Source organism: Pseudomonas xanthosomatis (genome assembly GCF_019139835.1).
Classification (GTDB): domain Bacteria; phylum Pseudomonadota; class Gammaproteobacteria; order Pseudomonadales; family Pseudomonadaceae; genus Aquipseudomonas; species Aquipseudomonas fakonensis.
The window spans coordinates 2586912-2608725 of the sequence record NZ_CP077075.1; the positions used below are offsets into that span (position 1 = coordinate 2586912).

16 protein-coding genes are annotated in these 21814 nt (G+C 65.6%); 8 read left to right on the plus strand and 8 right to left on the minus strand.

Going from position 1 to position 21814, the window contains the following annotated elements:
• Positions 1-192 precede the first annotated feature (192 nt).
• On the plus strand, positions 193-612 hold the full coding sequence (locus tag KSS93_RS11530) for a DUF2628 domain-containing protein (RefSeq protein ID WP_217888370.1): 420 nt from the start codon (positions 193-195) through the stop codon (positions 610-612).
• A gap of 241 nt (positions 613-853) precedes the next feature.
• Here KSS93_RS11530 and KSS93_RS11535 read toward each other — a convergent pair whose 3' ends face one another.
• Genes KSS93_RS11535 through KSS93_RS11560 form a run of 6 tightly spaced genes read right to left on the minus strand, consistent with a single transcriptional unit; the run spans position 854 to position 7659 of the window.
• Complete coding sequence (locus KSS93_RS11535; RefSeq protein ID WP_217888371.1) at positions 854-2479, minus strand: BatD family protein; 1626 nt, start codon at positions 2477-2479, stop codon at positions 854-856.
• Entirely contained in the window at positions 2476-4194 is a 1719-nt protein-coding gene (locus tag KSS93_RS11540) for a vWA domain-containing protein (RefSeq protein ID WP_217888372.1), read from the minus strand. The genes KSS93_RS11535 and KSS93_RS11540 overlap by 4 nt, the downstream gene beginning before the upstream one ends.
• Positions 4191-5267: a vWA domain-containing protein gene (locus KSS93_RS11545; protein WP_217842499.1), complete on the minus strand. Its 1077-nt coding sequence runs from the start codon at positions 5265-5267 to the stop codon at positions 4191-4193. The genes KSS93_RS11540 and KSS93_RS11545 overlap by 4 nt, the downstream gene beginning before the upstream one ends.
• On the minus strand, positions 5260-5754 hold the full coding sequence (locus tag KSS93_RS11550; RefSeq protein WP_217888373.1) for a DUF4381 domain-containing protein: 495 nt from the start codon (positions 5752-5754) through the stop codon (positions 5260-5262). The genes KSS93_RS11545 and KSS93_RS11550 overlap by 8 nt, the downstream gene beginning before the upstream one ends.
• Positions 5751-6695, minus strand: a complete 945-nt coding sequence (locus tag KSS93_RS11555; protein WP_217842501.1) for a DUF58 domain-containing protein — start codon at positions 6693-6695, stop codon at positions 5751-5753. Before KSS93_RS11555 ends, KSS93_RS11550 begins: the two co-directional genes overlap by 4 nt.
• 4 nt (positions 6696-6699) lie before the next feature.
• Positions 6700-7659: an AAA family ATPase gene (locus KSS93_RS11560; RefSeq protein WP_134693940.1), complete on the minus strand. Its 960-nt coding sequence runs from the start codon at positions 7657-7659 to the stop codon at positions 6700-6702.
• 454 nt (positions 7660-8113) lie between these two features.
• On the opposite strand from KSS93_RS11560, the gene KSS93_RS11565 reads away from it, so the two are divergent.
• A complete protein-coding gene (locus KSS93_RS11565) occupies positions 8114-9379 on the plus strand; it encodes a T6SS phospholipase effector Tle1-like catalytic domain-containing protein (protein WP_217888374.1) in 1266 nt (421 codons plus the stop codon).
• Positions 9380-9381: 2 nt separating this feature from the next.
• Here KSS93_RS11565 and KSS93_RS11570 read toward each other — a convergent pair whose 3' ends face one another.
• Positions 9382-9735 carry a hypothetical protein gene (locus KSS93_RS11570; protein WP_217888375.1) on the minus strand — a complete coding sequence of 118 codons (354 nt, stop codon included), beginning with the start codon at positions 9733-9735 and terminating at the stop codon, positions 9382-9384.
• 339 nt (positions 9736-10074) lie between these two features.
• On the opposite strand from KSS93_RS11570, the gene KSS93_RS11575 reads away from it, so the two are divergent.
• Positions 10075-14940 carry an NAD-glutamate dehydrogenase gene (locus KSS93_RS11575; protein WP_217888376.1) on the plus strand — a complete coding sequence of 1622 codons (4866 nt, stop codon included), beginning with the start codon at positions 10075-10077 and terminating at the stop codon, positions 14938-14940.
• 201 nt (positions 14941-15141) lie between these two features.
• On the opposite strand, the gene ppsR is transcribed toward KSS93_RS11575, so the two are convergent.
• On the minus strand, positions 15142-15960 hold the full coding sequence (gene ppsR, locus KSS93_RS11580) for a posphoenolpyruvate synthetase regulatory kinase/phosphorylase PpsR (RefSeq protein ID WP_217888377.1): 819 nt from the start codon (positions 15958-15960) through the stop codon (positions 15142-15144).
• Between the two features lie 180 nt (positions 15961-16140).
• Here ppsR and ppsA point away from each other — a divergent pair, with 180 nt between their 5' ends.
• The 5 genes from ppsA to KSS93_RS11605 all read left to right on the plus strand — a co-directional run bounded on the left by ppsA (position 16141) and on the right by KSS93_RS11605 (position 21814).
• Positions 16141-18516 carry a phosphoenolpyruvate synthase gene (gene ppsA, locus KSS93_RS11585; RefSeq protein ID WP_217888378.1) on the plus strand — a complete coding sequence of 792 codons (2376 nt, stop codon included), beginning with the start codon at positions 16141-16143 and terminating at the stop codon, positions 18514-18516.
• A gap of 157 nt (positions 18517-18673) precedes the next feature.
• Positions 18674-19666, plus strand: coding sequence for an alpha/beta fold hydrolase (locus KSS93_RS11590; protein ID WP_217888379.1), 993 nt, complete (start codon positions 18674-18676; stop codon positions 19664-19666).
• Between the two features lie 184 nt (positions 19667-19850).
• Entirely contained in the window at positions 19851-20342 is a 492-nt protein-coding gene (rraA, locus tag KSS93_RS11595; protein WP_217888380.1) for a ribonuclease E activity regulator RraA, read from the plus strand.
• A gap of 27 nt (positions 20343-20369) precedes the next feature.
• The gene (gene cmaX / locus KSS93_RS11600) at positions 20370-21365 is read left to right on the plus strand and encodes a divalent cation transporter CmaX (RefSeq protein ID WP_217888381.1); all 996 of its coding nucleotides are present in this window, start codon (positions 20370-20372) and stop codon (positions 21363-21365) included.
• A gap of 185 nt (positions 21366-21550) precedes the next feature.
• Entirely contained in the window at positions 21551-21814 is a 264-nt protein-coding gene (locus KSS93_RS11605) for a CrfX protein (RefSeq protein ID WP_217842514.1), read from the plus strand.

Below are 21814 nucleotides of genomic sequence, written 5' to 3' on the forward strand. Positions count from 1 at the left end.
TTTTGAAACATGGATGTTTGTCTAAGTGCCCTCTTGCCCGATCTTCCCGCCCCTTTACGTTGCCTGCGCCATTGCGGATGCCATGGCCCGAGGCTTGCGCGTGGGTGAAACAAAGAGCGGCCTGCCCCTTTTAGCCCGTGGCGCCAGGGATGCGCGGCGTGCGATGCCCCTGATCCTTTGAAGGAACGAAAAATGGAAAGTACTCCAATGAGCAATGTCGACCTGAACAGCTACAAGCCCAAGTGGCAGGAGCGCTTCGCGTTCTTCGCGCAGAACGGCGACCCCTTCAGCTCGACGTTTAAAACTGCGTTCAAGGCCCTGCCGGCCGGCAAGCGCATCCTGATCAACCTGAACTTCATCGCCTTCTTCTTCGGCCCGATCTACCTGTTCGTGCTGGGCCTGTGGAAGAAAAATCTGTCGCTGCTGGGTATCTGCGTGCTGGTGGGTGCGGCGGACGGTATCTACGTGGGCGTCACCGGGCATGAGCTGCCGCAGGCGATCAACACGGGTCTGAATGTTGGCCTGGCCATGCTGTGGGGCATGACTGCCAACTACGCCTACTACCTCAAGGAAGTGAAGGGCCAGCAAAGCTGGAACCCGTTCGAGAAGTAAGCACCCCTGCACTTGTAGGAGCCGGCTTGCCGGCGATAGGGCCGTCAGCCCGGATGCACAGGCCGGGCCCATGTTTGCAGGCCCGGCCTCATCGCCGGCAAGCCGGCTCTTACAGGATCGCGCGCCGCGCTGGATAGCACCGGCTTCGCCGGTGTTCGCGGCTAAAGTCGCGCCCACAGAATCTTCGTTAAATCAACGAGTTGTGATTTATTCCATAGGCGCCAGCGTAGCGGTTGCCGGGTTATTTGGGATACAGCGGCGGCAAGTTGCCCGACTCACCGCCAGGGGCCAGCAACTGTTCGGCCGGCGGGATCGCCCCGATCGCCCGCCACAGCTCATCCCCGTGCCAGTATTGGCCACTTTCGCTGTACAACGCCCCGTTCAACCCATCCAGCGCATCCGACAGCGGCACGAAGCGCGCGGCCATTTCGGCCAGGGTTTCCGGCTGCTGGCGGGCCCAGGCGTCCAGCGCCTGGCGGGTGGCCTGGGGGTCGTTGGCCTGGCAGGCGCGCTTGAGGTCGTCCAGCAGCGTGCGCGGGCTCGGGCCGCTTTGCGCGGCGCGCAGCACCGCCGGTTGCGAGCGGGCGCGCCACCACAGGGCAAAACCGAGCAAGGTGGTCAGGGCGAACACCAGTGTCGCCAGTTGCCAGGGCCACAGCGGGCGTTGCCCGGCGTTGCTGTCGCCCACCGGGGTGTCGGCGCTCAGGGCCGGGTTGTCCTGCACGTTCAGGGTGCGGGCCGGCAGGCTGCTTTGCTCAAGGTGGTCTTCGAGGGTGTTCCACCAGGTGACTTCCAGCGCAGGCAATGCCAGCTCGCCGCTGTGGGTGGGCACCAGGGCCTCGCGCTCTTCGCGGTTGGCGAGCATGCCGCGCTCGGTGATCTCGTTGCGCAGCAACGGCTGGTCGGGGTAGCGGCGCAGGCCCGTGGCCTCGGTGGCCGGCAGCGGCGGCAACTGGGTGCTCGACAGGCCTTCGGCGCGCAGGGTCACGTTGCGGGTCAGCGAGTCGCCAATCTGCGTGGGCTGGCTGGCCGGGTCGGGGTTCCAGTGTTCTTCAAGGCTGAGGCTGCGGGCCGGCAGCCAGGGGCGGCCCTTGGGGTAGCTGGCCGGGATGGGCTTGACTGTCAGTTGCAGTGGCAGCGAACTGACCTGAACCTGGCGCCCGACCCGCGGGGTGCCGGCGGGTTGTTCGCCGTTGTCGGCGGCGGTGGCGGTAAAGTTCAGCGGCGGGATTTGCAACTGGCCGCTTTGTTGCGGGTAGAGCGCGTAGCGGGTTTCGATGACCCCGTGGCGCACGCCGTTGATGTCCTTTTCATAGGTGCGCGACTCGCCCAGCGGGTCGACCTTGGCGTTTTCCAGCTGCAGCGGGCTGAGGTTGCTGTCGTCGTACAGCGCCACCGAATGGTAGATGCGCAGGGTCAGTACGGCCTGGGCCTGCACGTACACCTCGGGGCTGTCGAGGGTGGCTTCGACGAACACCTGGGAGGCGATGTCCGGGCGCTGGCTGTCGGCCTGCTGCACTTGCAGGTCGATGGCCTGGCTGCGCGCGCTGCCCAGTTGCAGCTCGGGAATGCGCAGGCTGCCGCTGCGCCGCGGCAGCAGGGTGATGATCCAGCGGGTGCTGGCGCGGGTTTCGCCGTCGAGGCTGTGCAGGCTGTTGAGCTGGCGTGTGCCGCGCACCTCGAAGTCGCCCTCCAGCGTGCTCAGGTCGGGCTTGCCGAACTGGGTCACGTCCTGGCTTTCGAGGGTCAGCTCGAGGGTTTCACCTGCTTCCAGGCGGCTGCGGTCGACGCTGGCTTGCAGGGTCGGCTCGGCCAGGGCCGCAAGGCTGCACAGCAGGCCAAGTACAAAGACGCCGAAGCGACTCATCGTGAGGTTTCCTGATGCAATTGCTGTTCATACCAGAATTTGCGGCGCAGCAACTCGGCGGGGTTGTCGGGGATTTCCCGCAACCATTGCTCCAGGGCCTGGCGCTGTTCGGCGTCGAGGCTGGTGGATACCGGCCGCTGCGGCGGCTGGGTGACTGTATCGTCGTCGCCACCGGCAGTGCCCGGTGGTGCCTGGGTGTTGCTGGAGGCTTCGGCTGAGGCCTGGGCTTGCGCCTGGTCAGCGTTGCCCGGGGTGCCCTCGGCCTGGCTGCTGGCCGAGCTGCTGTTGCCTTCGGTCTGCTTGCCGGGGCTGCCCTGGGCATCGTCGTTGCCTGGCTGCTGTTCGGCCTTGGCTTCGCGCTGTTGCAACAATTGCTGCACCAAGGCCTGGTTGTCCAGCGCGGCCTTCAGGTCGGGCTGGCGCTCCAGGGCCTGCTCGTAAGCGTCCAGCGCCGCTTCCAGCTCACCGGCGCGGGCCAGGGCGTTGCCTCGATTGTAGTGGGCGGTGGCGTCGTTGCCCTGGGCAAAGGCGGCTGCGGCACCCTCGAAGTCACCGGCCTGGTACAGCGCCATGCCGCGCCACTGCGGGTCTTCGAAGTGCCGCGCGGCTGCGGCCGGTTGCTGGTGCTGCAACAGCTGCTGGCCTTGCTGGTCGGGGCGCAGCCACAGGTCGTTGAAGCCGAAAGCGTAGCTTTGTTGCGGCAATACCAGCAGCAGCGGCAGGCAGAACAGCCAGCCGCGCCGCCCGGCACAGGCGGCCAGCAGCAGTAACGGCAGCAGCAGCCAGTAGCCCTGGTCGGCCCAGCTGTCCAGTTGCACGGTCTGGCCGTCGTCGCGCAGCAGGCGCGGGTTGTCGAACAGCCCCAGGCCGCGCAGGTCGAGGTCGTCGATGCGGGCGTGGCGGTAACGTCCGCCGGTGCCGCTGACGAAGGCTTTGAGCGCGGCGCTGTCCAGGCGCGGCACAAGGATGGCGCCGTGCTCGTCCTTGAGGTACTCGCCGCTGGCCTGGCGGACCGGTGCGCCTTCGGCGCTGCCGATGCCCAGCATCAACAGGCTCGGGCCCTGGCGGCCGAGTGCCTTGACGATGCCGTCGCGCTCCTGCTCGCTCAGCGACGAGCCGATCAACAGCAGCCGGCCCTGGCCCAGGCCGCTCTGGGCCAGCAGCGCCAGGCCTTTTTGCACGGCAAAGTCGGCGCGCTGGCCGGGCTGCGGCATGATCGACGGGTCGACGGCCTCCAGCAGGTTGCGGGTGGTGCTCAAATCGTCCGACAGCGGCACCAGAGTGTGGGCGCTACCGGCATAGACGATCAGCGCGGTCTGGCTGTCGCTGCGGTGTTCGAGCAGGTCGAGGACCTTGCGCCGGGCCTGCTCCAGGCGGTTGGGGGCGCTGTCTTCGGCGAGCATCTGCGGGGTCAGCTCGAGCAGGATCACCAGCGGGTCGGCGGGGCGCTGGCGGGTTTCTTCCAGGCGCTGCCAGCTGGGGCCGAGCAGGGCCAGCACCACCAGCAGCCAGGCCAGGCCCAGGGCCACCCAGGGCAGCTTGCTGGTGCTGCCGCTGCCGCCACCCAGCAGCACGGCATGGAAGGGTTGCGGCAGAATCAGCTGCCAGCGCCCGGCGCGCTTGCGCCGGTGCCAGAGCTTGAACAGCAGCCAGCCGAGCAGCGGTATCACCAGCAGCCAGAGCGGGCGCAGCCATTGCGGCCAGAGGTCGATCATCGCCGCCTCCTCAGGCGCAGGCGCTTGAGGCGCTGGCGCCATTCCGGGTGGGGCTGCAGGAAGCGCGGCTTGCGCAGCAGGCGTTGCAGCAGGTTGTCCGGCCATTGCACGGCCACCACCAGCAGGACGCTGAGCAGCAGCGCCAGTGCCAGCGGCCAGGCATACAGCTCTTTGGCGGTGCGCGCCTGGGTGGGTTGCTGGGCCACCGGTTCCAGCTGGTCAAGGGTGTCGCCGATGGCGTTGAGCTCGGCGCCGTCATGGGCGCGGAAGTAGGCGCCGTGGGTGATGTCGGCGATCTCCTTGAGCGAGGCTTCGTCCAGGTCAAGGCTCGGGTTCAGCCCGAGCAGGCCCGGGGTGCCGCTGGCCTCGGGGTTGGCGCCGATGCCGATGGCATAGATGCGCACGCCTTCCTGCGCGGCCAGGCGGGCAGCGGTCAGCGGGTGGATCTGGCCGCCGTTGTTGGCGCCGTCGGTGATCAGGATCAGCACCCGGCTTTGTGCCGGGCGCTGGCGCAGGCGTTTGACGGCCAGGCCAATGGCGTCGCCGATGGCGGTGTTCTTGCCGGCGATGCCGATCTGCGCCTCGTCGAGGAAAGTGCGCACGGTGCGCCGGTCGAAGGTCAGCGGCGCTTGCAGGTAAGCCTGGCTGCCGAACAGTATCAGGCCGACGCGGTCGCCCTGGCGGTCCTGTAGAAAGTCGCCCATCAGCGCCTTGACCAGGTCGAGGCGGCTGATTTCGTCGTTTTGCCACTGCATGTCGGGGAAGTCCATGGAGCCGGACACATCCACCGCCACCAGCAGGTCGCGCCCGCTGGCTGACACCGGCACCGGGTCGCCCAGCCACTGCGGGCGGGCCGCAGCCAGCAACAGCAGCAGCCAGATCAGCACGAACGGCGCCTGCTGGCGCCAGGTTGGCAGGTTCAGCCGTGCGCGGCGCCCGGCCAGGCCTTCGAGCTCGTCAAGAAAGCCCACCTTGAGCACCGGCTCGCCGCTGTCGGCAGCCGGCAGCAGCAGGCGCGCCAGCCAGGGCAGCGGCGCCAGGGCGAACAACCAGGGCCAGGCCAGTTCAAACATGTTTGCGAATCCAGGTTTCCACCGCCTGGGCGAGCCCGACGATGGCCTTGTCGTCGAGTTTGCACTCGGGCTTGTAGGCGCCTTCGACCAGTACCATCCAGCGGGTCAGGCCTGCGGCCGGGCAGCGGTTGTCAAGAAACGCCAGCCACTGGCGGCCGTTTAGGGTATGGCTGTTGGCCCCGGGGTAGTGGTTGCGGCACAGGCGTTTGAGCAGCGCATTGATTTGCTGCAGCCAGGCCCCGGCCGGGGCGCCGTCGTAGGGGCGCGGCAGGCGGGCGAGTTCGGCCAGGGCTTCTATGCGCACCGGGTCCAGCGGAAGTTCTGCGCGCACCACCTTGCGCTTGCCCGGGCGCCATTTGCGCAGGCGCCAGCCGGTGTAGCCGAGCAGCGGCAGCAGGGCGAGCACTAGCCACCAGCCCGGGGCCGGCGGCCACAGGCCGATGGCCGGCGGGGCGATCAGCGGCTGCAGCTGGTCGAGCGGGTTCATTGGCCGCTCCGTGGCCGCTGGGCGTTCAGGTATTCGCGCAGTTGCTCGATCATCTCGCTTTGGGTGCTCAGCGGCATCAGCACCACGCGCAGTTTCTGCGCCAGCAGCTCCCAACGCTCGATACGCGCTTCGGCCTGTTCGCGGTAGGCCTGGCGCAGGCTGGCGTCGAGGGTGTCGAGCTCCAGCTGCGCGCCGCGCTGGGCGAAGCGCAGCAGGCCGGCGGCGGGCAGGGCGTGGTCGAGGGGGTCGCTGACTGGCAGCAGCAGCACGTCGCAGTGGCGCGAAAGCATGGCCAGGTGCTGCTCGACGCTGGCGCTGAGCGCGCGTTCGTCGCAAATGACGATGGCCAGGCTGCCGGGGCGCAGTACCTCGCGCGCCCGGCGCAGGGCAAGGCCCAGGCTGTCGGGTTGCGGCGTGGCCTCGGTGTGCAGGGCCTGGTTTATCCGCGCCAGGCGGTTGAGCAGTTGCAGCAGGCTCTGCTTGCTGCGCCGGGGCTTGATTTCGTGGTTTTCGTTGTCGCCGAACACCAGCCCGCCGATGCGGTCGTTGTGGCCCAGCGCCGCCCAGCCGAACAGCGCAGCGGCCTGGGCCGCCAGCACCGACTTGAACATCAGCCCCGAGCCGAAGAACAATCGCTGGCTCTGCTCGACCATGATGAAGATCGGCCGTTCGCGTTCTTCGTGGAACAGCTTGGTGTGGGGCTCCTGGGTGCGCGCGGTGACGCGCCAGTCGATATTGCGCACGTCGTCACCGGCCTGGTAAACGCGCACCTGGTCGAAGTCGACGCCGCGCCCGCGCAGCTTGGAGTGGTGCAGGCCCACCAGCGGGCTGCGCTGGCCGGGCCGCGAGAACAGCTGGATTTCGCGCACGCGGTGGCGCATGTCGATCAGTTCGGACAGGCCGATGCGGATGCCGGGCTCGGCCAGCTGCGAGGTGGGCATGGCGTCAGGCCACGGCGACCACGTCGAGGATGCGCTGCACCACGCGGTCCTGGTCGACCCCGGCGGCCTCGGCCTCGAACGAGAGGATGACACGGTGGCGCAGCACGTCGAACAGCACCGCCTGGATATCCTCGGGGCTGACGAAATCGCGCCCGGCCAGCCAGGCGTGGGCGCGGGCGCAGCGGTCGAGGGCGATCGAGCCGCGCGGGCTTGCGCCGTAGGCGATCCAGTCGGCCAGTTCGCTGTCGAACTTGGCTGGGGTGCGGGTGGCCATTACCAGTTGCACCAGGTATTCCTCTACCGCATCGGCCATGTACAGGCCGAGGATTTCCTTGCGCGCGGCGAAGATCGCCTGCTGGCTGACCCGCCGCTCGGGCTTGACTTCGCCGCCCAGCGCCTCGCCGCGGGCCTGCAGCAGGATGCGCCGCTCGACCGCAGCATCGGGGAAGCCGATTTTCACGTGCATCAGAAAACGGTCGAGCTGGGCTTCGGGCAGCGGGTAGGTGCCTTCCTGCTCGATGGGGTTTTGCGTGGCCATCACCAGAAACAGCGGCGACAGCTCGTAGGTGCTGCGCCCGACGCTGACCTGGCGCTCGGCCATGGCTTCGAGCAGCGCCGATTGCACCTTGGCCGGGGCACGGTTGATTTCGTCGGCCAGCACCAGGTTGTGGAAGATCGGCCCTTGCTGGAACACGAAGCTGCCGGTTTCGGGGCGGTAGATTTCGGTGCCGGTGATGTCGGCCGGCAGCAGGTCGGGGGTGAACTGGATGCGGTGGAACTGCGCCTCGATGCCTTCGGCCAGCTCTTTGATGGCCTTGGTCTTGGCCAGGCCCGGCGCACCCTCCACCAGCATGTGGCCGTCGGCCAGCAGCACGATCAGCAGGCGCTCGACCAGTTTTTCCTGGCCGAGAATCTGGGAGGAGAGAAAGGTGCGCAGCGCAATCAGCGCTTCACGATGTTCCATCGTCGACGGTTCCTGGGGATGGGCCTGGGCGCGCGGGGGCGGTTGCCGGGCAGAGGGCTGATACTTTAATCCATCCGGGGGGGTGGCGACCAATGGCGCTGGGTAAATATCGCGAAAAGGACGGGTAGGGGGCTAAAGGCTGCGGCTGGCGCTGATGTGGCCTTTGTACCTGCTGGTCGTTTTTGGTTTGGTTTTGAAATTTCTATGCGCATTCATTTGCTGTATTGACGCTTATTCACCTTTGCGCCCTTACGGCGCTGTAACCACGCAAAGGTGACGAAAAGCCGTCATCGTCAATGAATGCGCATACATCTCTAAAGACAGTCACCATAAAAACCCGACCCCGCCCCAACCCCATATCGAAAATTCCCCCACCCGAATCCACCTACCCCGATTCCCCCACCCCCACCCCCTGTCGCCTGCTGACCCCTTCAAATCATGAAGGAGCATGGCAATGAACCAGCAAACCACCATCCACATCGGCGTATTCTTCGACGGCACCGGCAACAACCAGGCCAACGCCACCACACCCCCCGGCAGCCCGGCCAACGGCAGTTACGCCAATGCCCGCAGCAACATCGCATTGCTGCATGAGTTGTACCCCACTGGCGAGGTGGGTGGGCGCCACCATCTGAAACTCTACGTACAGGGCATCGGCACCAACGAGGGCCAACCCGACTCGCTGTTCGCCCAGATCACTGGCCGTGGCGAATCGGGCGTGATGGCTCGGGTCGAACAGGCATTGGCCACCCTCGGCGAGCGGCTGGCCGCACAGTTGCAGGGCAGGGCGCGGCATCTGGCGTTCGACCTGTTCGGTTTCAGCCGCGGCGCCGCAGCCGCCCGGCACATGGCCAACCGCCTGGGTGCAGGCGAGGCAGGGTTGCCGGCGGCCCTGCAAGGCGAACGGTCGATCAACTTCATCGGCCTGTTCGACACGGTGGCAGCGATCGTCGCGCCCCTGCGCGGCAACTTCGACCCCGCCAATACACAGTACGACGGCTTGCGCCTTGGCCTGGGCAAGCACCAGGCGCGCCAGCACGTGCAACTGGTGGCCGGTGACGAGCTGCGGCGCAACTTCCCGCTGCTGCGCAGCGAAAACGACATCGTCGTGCCAGGGGTGCATTCCGACATTGGCGGCGGTTACCTGGAGTCGATGCGCGAGCAGGTATTGCTGAGCAAACCCTGTTCCAACCGCGTACCGCAAACGACGCCGGCCGAGCGCACGGCGGCCTATGCCGAGGCTGAGGCCCTGCTGGCTTCGGCCTTCGCCCACCTGGCCGACCCCAGGCCTCGGGTGCTGGCCTGGGAAGAGTCACTGGCAGGCAACCGGGCGAGCTGGGAAGTGGCCGAAAAAAAGGTCTACGCCGCGGTGTACCGGGAACGTGAGGTGTACGGGCACTTGTCCCGGGTCTACCTGAGCATCATGCGCGAATTGGCGGTGCGCGCAGCGGTACCGCTTGCGGCGCTCGGGCATGACCCGGCGCACCAACTGCCCGCGGAGCTGCAGCCGTTGAGCCGCAAGCTGCATGACTACGCGCTGGGCGCCTGCCCGGCATTGCAGTTCACTGAAGGGGAAGACGCGCTGCTGCGCGGCAAATACGTGCATACCTCGGCGCACTGGAATGCGTTCAAGGGCTTGCGCAACAGTGCGCTGGACTACCTCTACGTCGACCGGCCAGCGCAGGCGGGCCGGGTGATGCACGACAACCCTGTAGCCTAGGCTCAGAGCTCGCTGATGAAGGTGCCGGTACCGTCGAGGATGTTGCGCAGGGTCAGCGCCACCTCTTCCAGGTCGGTGCCGGCCGAGGTCAGCAAGATTTCCAGGCTGTCATCGCCTTTGAGCGCATCGCGGTCGCCGGCCGCCACTTCGATCAGCAGGCGCTGGGCGCCCAGGGTCACCTTCAGGCCGTCCAGCGTCGAGGGCTCGTCGTCCAGGGTCAGGTCGACGGTGTCTTCGTCCGGGTAGCGGGTCAGCAAGAACATCTGGCCCTTGTCGCTGTGGCAGCACAGGGTCGCCATGTTGTCTTCCTCGTCATCGCAAGGGGTGGCGAAGAGCAGGGCGGTTTTCAGTTGCATGGCGTGGCCTGTGTTCGGGGAATAGGCCGCCATGCTACCGCGTCGATTGCGTCGGGGGTATGCCGGTAGGGCAATTGTGTTGTGCTGGAGGTACAGGCCTTATCGCCGGCAAGCCGGCGCCTGCAGGGGCCGGGGTTGCGGTCTTGACCGAATATGTCGCAGCGCTGCAAGCCTCGGTGACCGTTCAGTCGTTAAGCTGCGCCATCGGTGGATGTGCGCAAACGCACGTTCAGCGCCTGGTTTACCGTCCGGCTTGCTACGGGTTGGCTATCGTTGATCCGTACACGGCGGACCTACGCGACGCTTCACCTATAACAAAGCCCAAGCGGAGTACCACAGATGGCGTTTTTCACCGCAGCCAGCAAAGCCGACTTCCAGCACCAACTGCAAGCAGCCCTGGCCCAGCACATCAGCGAGCAGTCCCTGCCACAAGTGGCACTGTTCGCCGAACAGTTCTTCGGCATCATCTCTCTGGACGAACTCACCCAGCGCCGGCTGTCCGACCTCGCCGGCTGCACGCTTTCCGCCTGGCGCATCATCGAGCGCTTCGACCCGGCGCAACCCCAGGTGCGGGTCTACAACCCTGATTACGAACGCCACGGCTGGCAGTCCACCCACACGGTGGTGGAGGTGCTGCACCACGACCTGCCGTTTCTGGTCGACTCGGTGCGCACCGAGCTCAACCGCCGCGGCTACAGCATCCACACCCTGCAAACCACTGTGCTCAGCGTGCGCCGCGGCGCCAAGGGCGAGCTGCTCGAACTGCTGCCCAAGGGCACGCAAGGCGAGGGCGTGGGCCATGAGTCGCTGATGTACCTGGAAATCGACCGCTGCTCCAACCCGGCCGAACTCGTCACCCTGGCCAAGGAGCTGGAACAGGTGCTGGCCGAGGTGCGCGGCGTGGTTGCCGACTTCGAGCCGATGAAAGCCAAGATTCGCCAGTTGCTCGAGCTGGTCGAGCAGAACGCCTTTGGCCCTGCGCAGAACGACAAGGCCGAGGTACAAAGCTTCCTGTCGTGGTTGCTGGACAACCACTTCACCTTCCTCGGCTACGAGGAATTCACCGTCGAGTCCGACGCCGACGGCGGCCACCTGAAGTACGACGAGGGCTCGTTCCTCGGCCTGACCCGCTTGCTGCGCGCAGGGCTGGGCGCCGATGACCTGCGCATCGAGGACTACGCCGTCGCCTACCTGCGCGAGCCGCGCCTGCTGTCGTTCGCCAAGGCCTCGCAACCGAGCCGCGTGCACCGCCCGGCCTACCCGGACTACGTGTCGATCCGCCAGATCGACGCCGACGGCAAGGTCATCAAAGAGTGCCGCTTCATGGGCCTGTACACCTCGTCGGTGTACGGCGAGAGCGTGCACACCATCCCCTACATCCGCGGCAAGGTCGCTGAAGTGGAGCGCCGCTCGGGCTTCGACGCCAAGGCGCACCTGGGCAAGGAGCTGGCCCAGGTGCTCGAGGTGCTGCCCCGCGACGACCTGTTCCAAACGCCCATCGACGAGCTGTTCACCACGGCCATGTCGATCGTGCAGATCCAGGAACGCAACAAGATCCGCGTGTTCCTGCGCAAGGACCCTTACGGCCGCTTCTGCTACTGCCTGGCCTACGTGCCACGGGAAATCTACTCCACCGAAGTGCGCCAGAAGATCCAGCAGGTGCTGATGGAGCGCCTTAAGGCCACCGACTGCGAGTTCTGGACCTTCTTCTCCGAGTCGGTGCTGGCCCGTGTGCAGCTGATTCTGCGGGTCGACCCGAAAAACCGCATCGAAATCGACCCGCAGCAGCTGGAAAACGAAGTGGTGCAGGCCTGCCGTTCGTGGCAGGACGACTTCTCGGCGCTGGTGGTGGAAAACTTCGGCGAGGCCCAGGGCACCAATATCCTCGACGACTTCCCCAAAGGTTTCCCGGCCGGCTACCGCGAGCGTTTTGCCGCGCACTCGGCGGTGGTCGACATGCAGCATGTGCTGGGCTTGTCCGAGGCCAAGCCGCTGGCCATGAGCTTCTACCAGCCGCTCACGCAGTTGGGTGAACGCCAGTTGCATTGCAAGCTGTACCACGCCGATACGCCGCTGGCGCTGTCGGACGTGCTGCCGATCCTGGAAAACCTCGGCCTGCGCGTGCTCGGCGAGTTCCCCTACCGCCTGCGCCACGCAAGCGGGCGCGAGTTCTGGATTCACGACTTCGCCTTCACCTACAGCGAAGGCCTGAACCTGGATATCCAGCAGCTCAACGATACGTTCCAGGACGCCTTCGTTCACATCGTCAAGGGCGACGCCGAAAACGACGCCTTCAACCGCCTTGTGCTCACCGCCGGCCTGCCGTGGCGCGATGTGGCGTTGCTGCGCGCCTACGCCCGCTACCTCAAGCAGATCCGCCTGGGCTTTGACCTGGGTTACATCGCCAGCACCCTGAACAACCATACCGACATCGCCCGCGAGCTGACCCGGTTGTTCAAGACCCGCTTCTACCTGGCGCGCAAGCTCACCCAGGAAGACCTCGACGACAAGCAGCTGCGCCTGGAACAGGCCATCCTCACCGCCCTGGACGACGTCCAGGTGCTCAACGAGGACCGCATCCTGCGCCGCTACCTGGACCTGATCAAGGCCACCCTGCGCACCAACTTCTACCAGCCGGACGCCAACGGCCAGAACAAGTCGTACTTCAGCTTCAAGTTCAACCCCAAGCTGATCCCCGAGCTGCCCAAGCCGGTGCCCAAGTTCGAAATTTTCGTCTATTCGCCACGGGTCGAGGGCGTGCACCTGCGCTTTGGCAATGTCGCCCGCGGCGGCCTGCGCTGGTCGGACCGCGAGGAAGACTTCCGCACCGAAGTGCTGGGCCTGGTCAAGGCGCAGCAGGTGAAGAACTCGGTCATCGTGCCGGTGGGCGCCAAGGGCGGCTTCCTACCGCGGCGCCTGCCGCTGGGCGGCAGCCGCGACGAGATCGCCGCCGAGGGCGTGGCGTGCTACCGCATCTTCATCAGCGGCCTGCTCGACATCACCGACAACCTCAAGGACGGCGGTGTGGTGCCGCCGGCCAACGTGGTGCGCCATGACGATGACGACCCGTACCTGGTGGTGGCGGCGGACAAAGGCACCGCGACTTTCTCCGACATCGCCAACGGCATCGCCATCGACTACGGCTTCTGGCTGGGCGACGCCTTCGCCTCGGGCGGCTCGGCCGGTTACGATCACAAGAAGATGGGTATCACTGCCCGTGGCGCCTGGGTCGGCGTGCAACGCCACTTCCGCGAACGCGGCATCAACGTGCAGCAAGACCCGGTCACCGTCATCGGCGTTGGCGACATGGCCGGTGACGTGTTCGGCAACGGCCTGCTGATGTCCGACAAGCTGCAACTGGTGGCGGCGTTCAACCACCTGCACATCTTCATCGACCCCAACCCGGAGCCTGCCAGCAGCTTCAAGGAGCGTCAGCGCCTGTTCGACCTGCCGCGCTCGGCCTGGAGTGACTACGACACCAGCATCATGTCCGAAGGCGGCGGGATCTTCCCGCGCAGTGCCAAGAGCATCGCCATCAGCCCGCAGATGAAGGAACGCTTCGCCATCGAGGCCGACCGCCTGACCCCGACCGAGCTGCTGCACGCGCTGCTCAAGGCGCCGGTGGACCTGCTGTGGAACGGCGGTATCGGTACTTACGTCAAGGCCAGCACTGAAAGCCACGCCGATGTCGGCGACAAGGCCAACGATGCCCTGCGGGTCAATGGCAACGAACTGCGCTGCAAGGTGGTGGGCGAGGGCGGCAACCTGGGCATGACCCAGTTGGGCCGTGTCGAGTTCGGCCTGCACGGCGGCGCCACCAACACCGACTTCATCGACAACGCCGGTGGCGTGGACTGCTCCGACCACGAGGTCAACATCAAGATCCTGCTCAACGAAGTGGTGCAGGGTGGCGACATGACCGAGAAGCAGCGCAACCAGCTGCTGGGCAGCATGACCGACGAGGTTGCGGCCCTGGTGCTGGGCAACAACTACAAGCAAACCCAGGCGCTGTCGCTGGCCGCCCGTCGCGCCCGCGAGCGGATCGCCGAGTACAAGCGGCTGATGGCCGACCTCGAAGGCCGCGGCAAACTGGACCGCGCCATCGAGTTCCTGCCCAGCGAAGAGCAACTGGCCGAGCGCCTGGCCGCAGGCCAGGGCCTGACCCGTGCCGAGCTGTCGGTGCTGATCTCGTACAGCAAGATCGACCTCAAGGAGCAGTTGCTCAAGTCGTTGGTGCCCGACGATGACTACCTCACCCGCGACATGGAAACCGCGTTCCCGCCGTCGCTGGTGAGCAAGTTCGCCGAGGCCATGCGCCGCCACCGCTTGAAGCGCGAGATCGTCAGCACCCAGATCGCCAACGACCTGGTCAACAACATGGGCATCACCTTCGTTCAGCGCCTGAAGGAGTCCACCGGCATGAGCCCGGCCAACGTGGCCGGTGCCTATGTCATCGTGCGCGACATCTTCCACCTGCCGCACTGGTTCCGTCAGATCGAGGCGCTGGACTACCAGGTGCCGGCAGAGGTGCAGCTGACGCTGATGGACGAGCTGATGCGCCTGGGCCGCCGCGCCACCCGCTGGTTCCTGCGCAGCCGGCGCAACGAGCAGGATGCGGGCCGCGACGTCGCCCACTTCGGGCCGAAGATCGCCCAGCTGGGGCTCAAGCTCGACGAGCTGCTGGAGGGCCCGACCCGCGAACGCTGGATGATCCGCTACCAGGGCTTTGTCGAGGCCGGTGTACCGGAGTTGCTGGCGCGCATGGTGGCCGGCACCAGCCACCTGTACACCTTGCTGCCGATCATCGAGGCGGCCGACGTTACCGGCCATGACCCGGCGCAGGTGGCCAAGGCGTTCTTTGCCGTGGGCAGCTCGCTGGACCTGACCTGGTACCTGCAGGAAATCAGCAACCTGCCGGTGGAAAACAACTGGCAGGCCCTGGCCCGCGAGGCGTTCCGCGACGATATCGACCTGCAGCAACGGGCGATTACCATCTCGGTGCTGCAGATGGCCGATGCCCCGCAGGACATGGATGAGCGCGTGGCGCTGTGGTGCGAGCAGCACCGGGTGATGGTCGAGCGCTGGCGCGCGATGCTCGACGACTTGCGCAATGCCACCGGCACCGACTATGCGATGTACGCGGTGGCCAACCGCGAGCTGGTCGACCTGGCCATGAGCGGGCAGGTGGCGGCGCTGCCGTCCTGAGCTGTGCAGCTTGAAATGAAAAAGCCCCGGCAGTGATGCCGGGGTTTTTTTGTGTGCGGCCCCCCTGTAGGAGCGGCCTTGTGTCGCGAAAGGGCTGCGTAGCAGCCCCAGGATCTCGGCATCATGCAGAATCGCCGGGGCTGCTTTGCAGCCCTTTCGCGGCACAAGGCCGCTCCTACAGGGGGCCGCGTTGGCAGGGGCTTACTTGAACCGCCGCTCGACCCCTTTCTCCACCAGAATCTTCGCCGAAATTTCCTCCACCGAAAAATGCGTGGAATTGATGTTGGGAATGTTCTCCCGGCGGAACAGGTTTTCCACCTCGCGCACCTCGAACTCGCACTGGGCGAAGCTCGAATAGCGGCTGTTGGGCTTGCGCTCGTGGCGGATGGCGGTGAGGCGGTCGGGGTCGATGGTCAGGCCGAACAGCTTGTGCTGGTGCTTCTTCAGCACTGCCGGCAGTTGCAGACGCTCCATGTCGTCCTCAGTAAGCGGGTAGTTGGCGGCGCGGATGCCGAACTGCATGGCCATGTACAGACAGGTCGGGGTCTTGCCGCAACGCGACACGCCCACCAGGATCAGGTCGGCCTTGTCGTAGTAGTGGGTGCGCGCGCCGTCGTCGTTGTCGAGGGCGAAGTTCACCGCCTCGATGCGCTCCATGTAGTTGGAATTGCCGCCGATGGAGTGAGACTTGCCCACCGAATACGACGAATGGGCGGTCAATTCCTGCTCGAGCGGGGATAAAAACGTCGAGAAGATGTCGATCATGAAGCCATTGGATGTGGCCAGGACTTCGCGGATGTCCTGGTTGACGATGGTATCGAAGATGATCGGGCGTACCCCGTCGCGCTCGGCGGCCATGTTGATTTGCTGAACCATGGCCCGGGCCTTGTCCAGCGAGTCGATGTAGGGACGAGTGAATTTATTGAACGGAATGCTCTCGAATTGAGCGAGCAGGCTTTGCCCCAGGGTCTCTGCCGTGATGCCGGTGCCGTCGGAGATGAAGAACGCGGTTCGTTTCATTTGCGCCAGGGGCCTTAAGCTGCTGAATGTTTCTGGATATGATAGGTTCGGTTTGCCGAACGCGGTTGCTCGGCATTCTCACTTATTTTCCAGGTCCAGGCCACCAGCGCCCGGCCCAGTCGCAGAGCCGACAGGCGGGCGCCATTGAGCTTTTCCAACACAGTTAGTGGAGAGATCACCTTGGTAGAGTACGTAGTTTCCCTCGATAAGCTCGGCGTCCATGATGTGGAGCATGTGGGGGGCAAGAACGCATCCCTGGGCGAGATGATCAGCAATCTTGCCGGCGCCGGCGTATCGGTGCCGGGCGGCTTTGCCACTACGGCTCAGGCGTACCGCGACTTCCTCGAGCAGAGCGGCCTGAACGACAAGATCCACGCCGCGCTCGACGCGCTGGATGTCGATGACGTCAACGCCCTGGCCAAGACCGGCGCGCAAATCCGTCAGTGGGTCATGGAGGCCGAGTTCCCGGCGCGCCTGGACGCCGAGATCCGCACCGCCTTCGCCGAAATGGCAGGCGGCAACGACAACATGGCCGTGGCCGTGCGCTCCTCGGCCACTGCCGAAGACCTGCCGGACGCCTCGTTCGCCGGCCAGCAGGAAACTTTCCTCAACATCCGCGGCGTCGACAACGTCATCCGCGCGGCCAAGGAAGTGTTCGCCTCGCTGTTCAACGACCGCGCCATCTCCTACCGCGTGCACCAGGGCTTCGACCACAAGCTGGTCGCCCTGTCGGCCGGCGTGCAGCGCATGGTCCGCTCCGAAACCGGCACCGCCGGCGTGATGTTCACCCTGGACACCGAGTCGGGCTTCCGCGATGTGGTGTTCATCACCGGCGCCTACGGCCTGGGCGAAACCGTGGTGCAGGGTGCGGTCAACCCCGACGAATTCTACGTGCACAAGAACACCCTGCAGGCCGGCCGCCCGGCCATCCTGCGCCGCAACCTGGGCAGCAAGGCGATCAAGATGGTCTATGGCGAAGAAGCCAAGGCCGGCCGTTCGGTCAAGACCGTCGAGGTTGACCGTGCTGAGCGTGCGCGCTTCTGCCTGAGCGACGACGAAGTCGTTGATCTGGCCAAGCAAGCCATGATCATCGAGCAGCACTACCAGCGCCCGATGGACATCGAGTGGGCCAAGGACGGTGACGACGGCAAGCTGTACATCGTTCAGGCACGCCCTGAAACGGTGAAGAGCCGCGCCAGCGCCAATGTGATGGAGCGCTACCTGCTTAAAGAGAAGGGCACCGTACTGGTCGAAGGCCGCGCCATCGGCCAGCGCATCGGCGCCGGCAAGGTCCGCGTGATCAACGACGTGTCCGAAATGGACAAGGTGCAGCCGGGCGACGTGCTGGTGTCGGACATGACCGACCCGGACTGGGAACCGGTGATGAAGCGCGCCAGCGCCATCGTCACCAACCGCGGCGGGCGTACCTGCCACGCGGCGATCATCGCCCGTGAGCTGGGTATCCCGGCGGTGGTCGGTTGCGGCAACGCCACCCAGGTGCTCAAAGACGGCCAGGGCGTGACTGTGTCCTGCGCCGAAGGCGACACCGGCTATATCTTCGAAGGGGAGCTTGGCTTCGACATCCGCCAGAACTCGGTGGACGCCATGCCGGAGCTGCCGTTCAAGATCATGATGAACGTCGGCAACCCGGACCGCGCCTTCGACTTCGCCCAACTGCCCAACGAAGGTGTGGGGCTGGCGCGGCTTGAGTTCATCATCAACCGCATGATCGGCGTGCACCCCAAGGCGCTGCTGAACTACGCAGGCCTGCCGCCGGAGCTTAAAGACAGCGTCGACAAGCGCATTGCCGGCTACAACGACCCGGTCGGCTTCTATGTCGAGAAGCTGGTCGAGGGCATCAGCACCCTGGCGGCGGCCTTCTACCCGAAAAAGGTCATCGTGCGCCTGTCGGACTTCAAGTCCAACGAGTACGCCAACCTGATCGGCGGCAAACTGTACGAGCCGGAAGAAGAAAACCCGATGCTGGGCTTCCGTGGCGCTTCGCGCTACATCAGCGAGTCGTTCCGTGACTGCTTCGAGCTTGAGTGCCGTGCGCTGAAGCGCGTGCGCAACGAGATGGGCCTGACCAACGTCGAGATCATGGTGCCGTTCGTGCGCACCCTGGGCGAGGCCAGCCAGGTGGTCGACCTGCTCGCCGAAAACGGCCTGGCCCGTGGCGACAACGGCCTGCGCGTGATCATGATGTGCGAGCTGCCGTCCAACGCCATTCTGGCCGAAGAGTTCCTCGAGTACTTCGACGGCTTCTCGATCGGCTCGAACGACCTGACCCAGCTGACCTTGGGCCTGGACCGCGATTCGGGCATCATCGCCCACCTGTTCGATGAGCGAAATCCAGCGGTGAAGAAGCTGCTGGCCAACGCCATTGCCGCCTGCAACAAGGCCGGCAAGTACATCGGCATCTGCGGCCAGGGGCCCTCGGACCACCCGGACCTGGCCAAGTGGCTGATGGAACAGGGCATCGAAAGCGTGTCGCTGAACCCGGACTCGGTACTCGAGACCTGGTTCTTCCTGGCCGAGGGCCAGGGCGCGGCCTGATGTACTGATCGGGGGCGCGTGCCGCGCCTCTGAATCGATTCGTGGGAGCGGGCTTGCCCCGCGATGGCGTCAGCGCCGACACTAATGTCGCCTGGCCTGACGCCATCGCGGGGCAAGCCCGCTCCCACGTTTTCATCTTCTAAAAGTTTGTGAACCCATGCAAAGCAGCAGCACCCAATTCCCCGTCGCGTTGCTCAGTGCCGAGCGCCGCGGCGACCTCAGCGAAGACGTCTACCGGATCAAGGCCGGCAACAGCCCCGATGCCAGCGTCGAAATTGCCGTTACCCGCCTGGGCCTTGCCGACCAGAGCCGTGCCCAGGGCGCGCCGGTCATTCTCCTGCATGGCAGCTTTTCCAACCGGCGGTTCTGGTTCTCGCCCAAGGGCGTGGGCCTTGGCGCCTACCTGGTGCGCGCCGGGTTCGATGTTTGGGTCCCGGAAATGCGCGGCCACGGCCTGTCGCCGCGCAATCGTGACTGGCGCCACAACCAGGTGGCCGACTACGCCCGCTACGATTTGCCGGTAATCGGTGCCTTCGTGCACGAGCAAACCGGCCAGGCGCCACACTGGCTGGGCCACTCGTTGGGCGGCACCACACTCGCCGCTGCCTTGGGCGGCGGTTACCTGGAGCCGCAGCGGGTGGCCAGCGCGGCGTTGTTCGGCGCCCAGGTCAGCCGGGTTTACTGGCCCTTGAAAGTGCCGCCGGTGGCCTGGGGGGCGAAGCTGCTGCTCAAGCGCTTTGCGCAGATTTCCGGCAGCCGGCTCAAGCGTGGCCCGGAAGACGAGCCGATCGGCCTTGCGCTGGAGAGCCTGCGCTGGAACGGCCTGTTCGGGCGCTTTGGCGACAAGCACAGTGACTGGTGGGCGGGCCTGGCCGAGGTCGAGGTGCCGTTGCTGGCGGTGGCCGGTGCCGGTGACTTCCAGGACCCGGTATGGGCTTGTCGCAAGCTATTCGAGCAGTTTGGTGGCGACAGCAAGCAGTTCTTGCGCCTGGGGCGCGAGGAAGGTTTCGATGCTTTCGGGCATGTCGACATGCTGGTCAGCAAGGCGGCGCAGGCACAGGTGTGGCCGCTGGTGGCACGCTGGCTGAGCGACCCGCGGCTGGCGGTGCATCCGTCGACCGTGGTGGCTGAGCCGGTGGCGGTCGCCTGAGCGGGCTCTTCGCGGGCAAGCCCGCTTCCACAGGGTTGTGCAAACCTGTGGGAGCGGGCTTGCCCGCGAAGAGGGCGGCACCGGCAAACACCAAACTGACTGCCTGGTCCCGGATGACTGCCGTGCCCTGGCGGTGTAGCCTTGCCCTCACATCCGCTTTCGTTGTGACTGACAGGAGCTTCCCATGCAGCATTACGTAACGCCTGACCTCTGCGACGCCTACCCGGACCTGGTGCAGGTGCTCGAACCCATGTTCAGCAACTTCGGTGGCCGCGACTCCTTCGGTGGCCAGATCGTCACCATCAAGTGCCATGAAGACAACTCGCTGGTCAAAGAGCAGGTTGAGCTCGACGGCAAGGGCAAGGTGCTGGTGGTTGACGGCGGCGGTTCGCTGCGCCGGGCGCTGCTGGGTGACATGCTGGCTGAAAAGGCCGCCAAGAATGGCTGGGAAGGCCTGGTGATCTACGGCTGCGTACGCGATGTCGATGTGCTGATCCAGACCGACGTCGGTGTGCAAGCCCTGGCCAGCCACCCGCTGAAGACCGACAAGCGCGGTATCGGTGACTTGAACGTTGCGGTGACCTTCGCCGGCGTGACCTTCCGCCCGGGTGAATACCTCTATGCCGACAACAACGGCGTGATCGTCTCGCCAAGCCCGCTGAAAATGCCGGAGTGACGCGCCGCGCGCGCTGATGGAGCTTTGATGTTCGAGGAAGACAACGCGCAGTGGGGCCTGGTGCATGCCCTGGTGCTCGACGGGAAGGGCGGCGCACGGTCCATCGCCCGCACCGAGCTGGACGGCCTGCAGTTGCAGGCCCAGGAAAGCCTGTGGTTGCACTGGGACCGCAGCCACCCCCAGACACGCACCTGGCTGCTGCAGGACAGTGGCCTGAGTGCGTTTGCCTGTGACCTGCTGCTGGAAGAGAACACCCGCCCGCGCCTGTTGCAGATGGCCGACGAGCAGATGCTTTTGTTCCTGCGCGGGGTCAACCTCAACCCCGGTGCCGAGCCCGAAGACATGGTCTCGGTACGCATCTTTGCCGAGGCGCGGCGGGTGATCTCGTTGCGCCTGCGGCCGTTGCGCGCCAGTGACGAGGTGTTGCAGCAACTTGAAGAGGGCAGGGGGCCGAAGTCGGCCTCTGAACTGTTGTTGTTGATGGGCGAACTGCTGACTGAAAAGGTCCAGGCGCTGGTCAGCGACCTGTCCGAGGCCGTCGATGAAGAAGAAGAGAAGGTGGAAGCCGACGAACGGTATACGCCCGAGCACGGCAGCTTGCAGCAGATACGCCGTCGCGCCGCCGGTCTGCGCCGCTTTCTGGCGCCGCAACGGGACATATACGCACAGCTGTCGCGCAACAAGTGCAGCTGGTTCGCCGACCCCGACGGCGACTACTGGAACGAGCTGAACAACAGCCTGATCCGCTACCTCGAAGAGTTGGAGCTGGCCCGCGAGCGCGCTGCACTGGTACTGGAGAGCGAGGACCGGCGGCGCAGCGAGCGGATGAACCGGACCATGTACCGCTTCGGCATCATCACCTGCATCTTCTTGCCCATGAGCTTCGTTACCGGTTTGCTGGGGATCAACGTGGGCGGGATTCCGGGCTCCAGCAGCCCATATGGCTTCTTGTTCGCCAGCCTGATCGTGCTGGGGCTGGCAGTGGGGCAGTGGTGGTTGTTCCGCAGGTTGCGGTGGGTATAGACAGCCTGCACCTGTGCCGGCCTCTTCCCGGGCAAGCCCGCTCCCACAGGGTTTGCGTAATGGTGTGGGAACGGGCTCGCCCGCGAAGAAGCCGGCTCAGATCGATTTTGCAACCTGTGCCCGTGGGCAATGTGTGACCGATTGCCCGGCCACCTCGTCTCTGACTGACACTGCGTGAGGTGCACATGCACGATCCGTTCGAAGAATCCCTGCGTGACCTGCTCAAGGCGTCGCCGTCCGGCCAGGACCGTGACGACGCCGCTTGCCTGGGCCGCGTACTCAAGACCGCCAACCGCCAGGTGGGCGCGGGCGATCTGTTCAGCCTGCTTGGCCGTTGGAGCCAGGCGCTGCTGATCGCCGTCAACAATGGCTCGGCGCATGTTGCGCCGGTGCGACGCAACGCTACCCGCAAACCTGCCGCTGGCAGCACTGTAGATAAGGCCGATTGA